Source organism: Pollutimonas bauzanensis (genome assembly GCF_040393045.1).
Classification (GTDB): Bacteria; Pseudomonadota; Gammaproteobacteria; order Burkholderiales; family Burkholderiaceae_B; genus Pollutimonas; species Pollutimonas bauzanensis_A.
Map to the genome: position 1 here is coordinate 1 of NZ_JBEBUX010000170.1, position 7,559 is coordinate 7,559.

Here is a 7,559-nt window from a genome sequence, read left to right on the forward strand (position 1 = left end):
TGCGCTCGGGCGTCATCACTGAAGCCGACTATCTGCGCATGATCGGCAAAGTCATCAGCAATGTTCACCGCAGTGCAGGCCGCTTCAAGCAAAGTGTTGCCGAAAGCTCATTCGATTCGTGGACGCGTTATTACAAGCAGGACGAAAACTCACCCAATGCACTGGTCAGCTACTACACCAAGGGTTCGCTGATTGCCATGGGATTGGACATCGTCATCCGCAAGGAATCCCAAGACGCGAAATCTCTGGACGACGTGATGCGGCTATTGTGGCAACGCTACGGCCGTGATTTTTATCGCGGCCGTACAACTGGCATCACGGAAGATGCCATGCCCGGCCTGGTACACGAAGCCACCGGCGTGGATGTTTCTGACTTCATCGCACGCTATGCCTACGGACGCGATGACGTACCCCTGGAGTCGCTACTGGAATCGCTAGGCATTACCGTGACATGGAAGCCAGTAGCCGGCCCTGTCTCGCTGGATGCGCGCATGCGCACCAGCCACGGGGAAACCACTCTGGCCACGGCGTATGAAGGTGGCGCAGCCCATAGTGCGGGCTTATCTGCCGGCGATACGCTGGTCGCCATCAACGGCCTGCGCGTTACCGACAACACCTCGCTGGAACGCCTGCTGCGTTCGTACCAGGCCGGCGACCGGGTAACAGTCGTTGTGTTCCGACGCGACGAGTTGCGCGCTTTTGAAGTCGTGCTAAACGCCCCCGCCGCGACGGAGTGCGTACTGGAACGCAAGGGCTGACGAAGCCATGCTGACGGGGCTACTGCCCCGCTTCGATCTTTGCCTGAATAGCCTTGGCGGCGGTAACACCGTCAGCCAAGGCCGTTACCACGCAAGGATGTTGGCGCTGCGCAACTTCGCCTATCGCGTAGACACCGGGACAACTGGTTTGCGCCGTTTGCATATCAGTCGCAATAAACCCCTGAGCGCTGCGATGCAACCCCAACGCGTCGGCAAAGCCCACACAGGGCTCCCAGCCATAAAACACCAGGATCAAGTCGTAAGCCACGCCGTCGACGCTCCGAGCGACTGCATCAACGTGATACTCGCCCACTGAAACGCCCCCCGCCGGAATTTTGCGCACAAACTGCTGCTGCGCCCTGATAGTTCTCGCATAGATATGGACTGCGCCTGCGCCATGCTCGATCGCGTATAGCGCATTCTCGAAAGCGTTGTCGCCGCCGCCCAGAACAGCAACCCGCTTGCTACGGAAGTCTTGCGCCACAACATGCGCACCGGGACCGACCAGGATGCCGGGCAGCGAGGCCGCGCCAGATGATCCCAGCCCCACATCCGACGCCAGGGATGTTTCGACCAGCGAGCGTGCCCTCACGCCCGTCGCCAATACGACATTCCGGGCCCGTATCGGACTATCCAAGCTCGCCCCTGTCGCGGAAAACCCAAACTCGGCGTGCGAAATGTGATGAACCGGACACGACAGCCAGACGGGCACACCGGCCTGATCCAGACTCTGGGCCAGATTGTCGGCGACCTGCAGGCTGGTTTTGCCTGGCAACGACGCATTCCAATCATCGGAAAACGGATTGTCGCGGCACAAGCCGCCTACCTGGGCCTTGGCGTCCACTAAAACAGGCGCAAAACCCAGGCGCGCCAGCCACACAGCACATGACACTCCGGCCGGGCCGCCACCGATAATCAGCGCATCAAATATCTTGCTATCCGCGCTCATACCTTTTCCGACATAGTCTCGTTCGCTCCATTAATCGCTAAAGCACTACAATTCCAACAATTCTACAAGGCCGACCTTATGCCCACCCGACGCATTTTCTTTAGCCAGCTTGCGCTGGACGCACGTATTGGTATCCTGGAACACGAGCTGCGCGCTACGCAGCCCTTGCACATTGACGCCGAATTCGACGTCGATATTTCACAGGAAGTTCACGACCAGGACATACAGACCGTACTGGATTATCGCCTGCTGCGTAACGCCATCGTCAACGAATGCACCCACGCGCATGTCAATCTGCTGGAAACGCTTAGCGAGCGTGTCGTAGCCCGGATACTAAACGAATTCCCCGATGTGCAGCGCGTTAAAATCCGCATCAGCAAACCGCTGGCCTTCTCCGACTGCGCTGCTGTCGGCATCGAACTGCAACGCAGCCGCTGACCTTTTTATTTTATTGCCATGCAAGCCGATACCCTACTACCTGATGGCGGCGCGACCAGCGCGGCCGACTCGATCCGCCGCAGCGAAAAACAGCGCGTCAACGAAAACAAGCTGAGCAAGCGCCTGATTCGTGAAACCGGCCGCGCCATCAGCGATTTCAACATGATCGAAGACGGCGATAAAGTCATGGTGTGCCTGTCTGGCGGCAAAGACTCGTACAGCATGCTGGACATCCTGCTTACGCTGAAAGCGCGCGCGCCTATCAATTTCGATATTATCGCGGTGAATCTGGATCAGAAACAACCCGGTTTCCCCGACCACATCCTGCCCGAATATCTGAAGTCGATCAACGTCCCGTTCCATATCGCGACGCAGGATACTTACTCCGTCGTCACCCGTGTCATCCCCGAAGGGAAAACCATGTGCTCGCTATGCTCGCGCTTGCGGCGCGGCATTCTGTACCGGGTAGCCGGTGAGTTGGGCGCCACCAAGATTGCGCTGGGCCATCACAGAGATGACATCCTGGGGACCTTTTTCCTGAATCTGTTCTACGGTGGCCGCATGAAAGCCATGCCGCCCAAGCTGATGTCGGATGACGGCGAACATATCGTGATTCGCCCCCTGGCCTACGTGCCGGAAAAAGATCTCGTCGCGTATGCCGAGCTCAAGAAATTCCCCATCATCCCCTGTAACTTATGCGGGTCTCAAGAAAACCTGAAACGCAAGGAAGTCGGACGCATGATCGCGGAATGGGACAAGAAGTTTCCAGGCCGTTCTTGGAATGTATTTGGTGCGCTATCGCGCGTCGTGCCTACCCATTTGATGGATACGCAACTATTTGATTTTGCCGGCCTGAAACCGACCGGACAAGCCGATGAAAACGGCGACATTGCGTTTGATACGGAAGAGTACGATGCCCTGCCGATGGCTGGCCTTGGCGCCGACAGCGACGCGCCCAACGGCGCACCAGAGGCCTCGAAGCCCGCCGCCAAAGTCGTCTTCATGACCGACTTGCGCGAAGTGTGAAGTTAATCCAGCCTGGGCTGCATGCCGTCCCAATGCGGACCAGGCACATGGATATCGAAAAGCTCCAGAACGCGCGCGACGGTATGGTCGACGATATCGTCCAGCGTTTTCGGATGTAGATAGAAAGCCGGCAAAGGCGGAAAGATAATGCCGCCCATTTCGGTCACCGCTGTCATGTTGCGCAAATGGGCCAAGTTCAAAGGTGTTTCACGCACCATCATCACCAATCGACGCCGCTCTTTAAGCGTGACATCGGCTGCACGGGTGATCAGGTTGTCGGAAAGCCCGTGCGCCACGGCTGCAAGAGTGCGCATTGAACACGGCACCACCACCATGCCTACGGTAGCAAAGCTGCCGCTGGCCAAGGTAGCGCCCACATCGCGGAAACTATAGACCTTGTCAGCCAGTGCATGCACATCCTGGCGCGTGATATCAAGCTCGTACTTGATATTCAGCACACCCGACGGCGAAATTACCAAGTGCGACTCGATATCGGGCACGCCCCGCAAGGCCTGCAGCATGCGCACGGCATACAGGGCGCCTGTGGCGCCCGTTACCCCGACAATGAATCGCCGCTTAGCTATCACGCAAGCGCCCCGGCCTCTTTCAGCACGGTAGCCAGCTCGCCGTTTTCATACATTTCCGCAATGATGTCCGACCCGCCGATGAATTCGCCAGCGACGTACAGCTGAGGAATCGTAGGCCAGCTGGAGAATTCTTTGATGCCCTGGCGAACCTCTTCGTCGTCCAGCACATTGACCGTTACCAACTTGGTAACGCCCGATGTCTTCAGGATTTGAATGGCGCGCCCGGAAAAGCCGCACTGCGGGAACTGTGCTGTGCCCTTCATGAATAACACGACAGGGTTGGTTGTTACGGTTTCACGAATAAAATCTTGAACGTCGCTCATGGTGCTCTCGTTTCCAGGAAAAGTTAATTATAAATACCGCCAGTGACCCGGTCGATACCGGCCAGATCAGGCAGACTGGCGACCTGTTCGAAACAGGCCTGGTGTAAAAGTTGGCGAACGGCTTGCGCCTGATCCCACCCGTGCTCCATAAATAAAGCACCTTGCGGCACCAGCCACTGGCTTGCGCCCTGAATGATGGCGCGTAAGGCAGACAGGCCATCCGAACCATCTGTCAGGGCGGTAATGGGCTCGAAGCGCACATCGCCCTGCGTTAAATGGGAATCACCAGCCGAAATATACGGCGGATTCGAGACAATCAGGTCAAAGCCCTTATGGTCAGACAGGGCATGGTACCAACTACCGTGGGAAAACTCGACCCGGGCGCCTAAACGACTGGCGTTACCCTGGGCGACCGACAAGGCATCATAACTAAGATCGGTGGCAACCACTGTGGCCCCCGGGCAGGCCAAAGCCAAAGATATCGCAATAGCCCCGCTTCCGGTACCCAGATCCAGCACGCGAGGCGCCGCACGCCCCTTGAGATAGTCTAACCCGGTCTCGACCAACAGCTCAGTTTCGGGTCGCGGTATCAGGACTGCGGGCGACACTTGAAAATCGTGCCCCATGAATTCGCGATAACCCAGAAGATACGCCATGGGCGTACCCGCCAGGCGCTGGTCTTCAAGATGACGAAAACTGGCCACTGCGGCTGGCGCCAATGCGTCGGTGTCGTGGGCAATTAGCCACGCCCGGGGCACTTGCAGCACATGTTGCCATAACATCTGCCTTTCGAGCCGCGGCAGCCTGCTGCCCAACGAAACGCTACGCAGACTATCCATGCAACTACCCTTCTTGCCCCAAGGCCGCAAGCTGTTCGGCCTGGTGCTCGGCGCGCAAAGCCCCTGTGAGCTCGTCCAGATCGCCTTCCATGATCTGAGCAAGCTTATACAGCGTCAGGTTGATGCGATGATCGGTTACCCGCCCTTGGGGGTAATTGTAGGTGCGTATGCGCTCGGAGCGGTCACCCGTACCCACCAGGCTTTTACGCTGCGCCGACTCTTTATTGTGCTGCTCCTGCTGCTGCTTGTCTTTCAGGCGCGCAGCCAGCACTTGCAGGGCCTTGTCTTTATTGCGGTGCTGCGAACGGTCGTCCTGGCATTCCACCACCAGTCCCGAGGGTAAGTGAGTAACACGTACAGCCGAATCGGTTTTATTAATATGCTGCCCGCCCGCGCCGCTGGCACGGAAAGTATCGATACGCAATTCAGATGGGTTGATGACAATTTCGCTTAGTTCGTCAGCTTCGGGCAACACCGCTACAGTGCAGGCCGAGGTGTGGATGCGACCTTGCGTTTCCGTTTCAGGTACGCGCTGTACCCGATGCGCCCCGGACTCGAACTTGAGTTGGCCATAGACCCCATCGCCATCCAGGCGAGCGATGACTTCTTTGTAGCCACCAATCTCGGCCTCGCTTTCGGACATCAGTTCGACTTTCCAGCCCTTGTTTTCGGCGTAGCGCGTATACATGCGCAATAAGTCGCCAGCGAACAAAGCGCTTTCATCGCCCCCCGTGCCTGCGCGGATTTCCAGGAAAACACTGCGCCCGTCATCCGGGTCGCGCGGCAACAACAGTATTTGCAGATCGGCCTCGAGTTGCTCGAGCCTATCTTTGCCTAGCTTGTACTCTTCCTCGGCCATGTCGCGCATTTCCAGGTCACTCATCATGTCCTGGGCGGCCTGTATGTCGTCCTCGGTTCCGGTGTAGGCTGCGAATGCCGTTACCACTGGCTCAAGTTCAGCGCGTTCACGCGACATTTTCCGATAACGATTCATATCGCTGGCGATTTCAGGTTCGGCCAGCAACGCATCAACTTCGACTAATCGGCGAGCAAGATGCTCCAGCCGATTGCGTATGGAACTTTTCATAAAGTAGGAAAGGAATTAAGCAGTTATAGAAAGCAAGCGCAACGGAACAAGCAGAGCGCCGCTAACGCTGGCGGTCGGTGCGCGGCAGCAACCGCGGCAACAGGCTTAATAACTGCTGGCGCTCGTCGCTTTCACTGCGATTCAGAGCAGCCATGGGACCATGCAAATATTTTTGAGTCAGGCCATGGGCGAGCTGCTCAAGGACGAGCTCGGGGCTGTCGCCACGGGCCAGCATACGGCGCGCGCGGTCGAGTTCACTTTGCCTGACCTGGTCGGCAGCCTGCTGGAAATCGATAATGGCGGGAACGATTTCACGATTTTGCAGCCAGTGCATGAAATTCTGCACCCGCGTTTCGATAATGGCTTCAGCCTGCACCACCGCGGCGCGACGGGCATCGGTGCCACTTTGCACCATGCGCCCCAAATCGTCGACCGTATACAAGTAGACGTCGGCCAGGCGACCGACCTCGGTTTCGATATCGCGCGGCACGGCCAAGTCGACCATGACCATAGGACGATGGCGGCGCAAGCGCGTAGCCCTTTCCACCATCCCTAATCCAAGGATGGGCAAGGAGCTTGCCGTACAGGAAACAATAACGTCGAAATCGGCCAACTTATCTGGAATGTCGGACAACTTCATGGTTTTGGCGACAAACCGGGAGGCCAGCAAGTCGGCCCGTTCCAGGGTGCGATTGGCGACCACCATATGCTGCGGATTCAAGGCGGCAAAGTGGGTGGCGCACAGTTCTATCATTTCGCCCGCGCCAATAAACAGCACGCTGGCCTGCGACAAATCGCCAAACACGCGTTCAGCCAGGCGTACCGCCGCAGCCGCCATGGAAACCGAATGCGCCCCAATAGCGGTTTGCGACCGGACTTCTTTAGCGACTGAAAACGTGCGCTGGAATAATTGATGCAACAAGGTGCCCAATGAACCAGCTTCGTTGGCCGCGCGCACTGCGTCTTTCATTTGGCCAAGAATTTGCGGTTCGCCCAGCACCATGGAATCAAGACCGCTGGCCACACGGAAGGCGTGACGAACGGCATCGTTCTGTTGGTATTGGTACAGATGCGGCTGCAGACTACCCGCTTCCAGGCGATTGAAATCAGCCAGCCAGGACGGCAGGTGTTCGGATACCTGCGGATCGGCGGCACAGTAGATTTCAGTGCGATTACAGGTAGACAGAATGGCAGCTTCTTTCACGGACTGCCCGAAGGTCGAGCGCAAGCCATCGAGCGCCGGTTTAAGCAGATCGAGCGGAAACGACACACGTTCCCTGACCGCAACAGGGGCAGAAACGTGGTTCAGACCGAAAGTTAAAACGTCGACAGACATGTATTTGAAGAGCGCGCGCCAAATGCTTGAATATTGTGATTATAATCGCCCCTGCGCTTTTCCTGAAATCTCAGTTAGTTTCAGCGCAAAGCCGAAGGAAATAAAGAAATAGTCGTGGTGCCAAAGCACACATTCAAAATTTAGTGTACTATTTCGCCTTCTCGTTGGCCTGGTAGCTCAGTCGGTAGAGCAGAGGATTGAAAATCCTTGTGTCGG

The 7,559-nt window shown here is 57.1% G+C and carries 9 protein-coding genes; 3 read left to right on the forward strand and 6 right to left on the reverse strand.

Annotated features, from left to right (window positions below; all coding sequences use genetic code 11):
- Positions 1-758: M61 family metallopeptidase (locus ABWO67_RS18205; RefSeq protein WP_353154385.1), on the forward strand; the 758-nt coding region annotated here is incomplete at its 5' end.
- A gap of 19 nt (positions 759-777) precedes the next feature.
- Here ABWO67_RS18205 and ABWO67_RS18210 read toward each other — a convergent pair.
- A complete protein-coding gene (locus ABWO67_RS18210; RefSeq protein WP_353154388.1) occupies positions 778-1,707 on the reverse strand; it encodes an NAD(P)/FAD-dependent oxidoreductase in 930 nt (309 codons plus the stop codon).
- A 78-nt stretch (positions 1,708-1,785) separates the two neighbouring features.
- Between ABWO67_RS18210 and folB the strand changes: the two genes are divergently transcribed.
- Together folB and ttcA are read left to right on the forward strand one after the other, a co-directional pair.
- Entirely contained in the window at positions 1,786-2,145 is a 360-nt protein-coding gene (folB, locus tag ABWO67_RS18215; RefSeq protein WP_353154391.1) for a dihydroneopterin aldolase, read from the forward strand.
- Positions 2,146-2,163: 18 nt separating this feature from the next.
- Positions 2,164-3,171 carry a tRNA 2-thiocytidine(32) synthetase TtcA gene (gene ttcA / locus ABWO67_RS18220; RefSeq protein WP_353154394.1) on the forward strand — a complete coding sequence of 336 codons (1,008 nt, stop codon included), beginning with the start codon at positions 2,164-2,166 and terminating at the stop codon, positions 3,169-3,171.
- 2 nt (positions 3,172-3,173) lie between these two features.
- Here ttcA and ABWO67_RS18225 read toward each other — a convergent pair whose 3' ends face one another.
- The 5 genes from ABWO67_RS18225 to hemA form a co-directional block, all read right to left on the reverse strand.
- Positions 3,174-3,758, reverse strand: a complete 585-nt coding sequence (locus ABWO67_RS18225; protein ID WP_353154397.1) for a UbiX family flavin prenyltransferase — start codon at positions 3,756-3,758, stop codon at positions 3,174-3,176.
- Positions 3,755-4,081 carry a Grx4 family monothiol glutaredoxin gene (gene grxD, locus ABWO67_RS18230; protein WP_353154400.1) on the reverse strand — a complete coding sequence of 109 codons (327 nt, stop codon included), beginning with the start codon at positions 4,079-4,081 and terminating at the stop codon, positions 3,755-3,757. Before grxD ends, ABWO67_RS18225 begins: the two co-directional genes overlap by 4 nt.
- A 23-nt stretch (positions 4,082-4,104) precedes the next feature.
- Complete coding sequence (prmC, locus tag ABWO67_RS18235; protein WP_353154403.1) at positions 4,105-4,920, reverse strand: peptide chain release factor N(5)-glutamine methyltransferase; 816 nt, start codon at positions 4,918-4,920, stop codon at positions 4,105-4,107.
- A 4-nt stretch (positions 4,921-4,924) separates the two neighbouring features.
- Entirely contained in the window at positions 4,925-6,007 is a 1,083-nt protein-coding gene (gene prfA / locus ABWO67_RS18240; protein WP_353154405.1) for a peptide chain release factor 1, read from the reverse strand.
- Between the two features lie 61 nt (positions 6,008-6,068).
- Positions 6,069-7,343, reverse strand: a complete 1,275-nt coding sequence (gene hemA, locus ABWO67_RS18245; RefSeq protein WP_353154408.1) for a glutamyl-tRNA reductase — start codon at positions 7,341-7,343, stop codon at positions 6,069-6,071.
- Positions 7,344-7,559 lie beyond the last annotated feature (216 nt).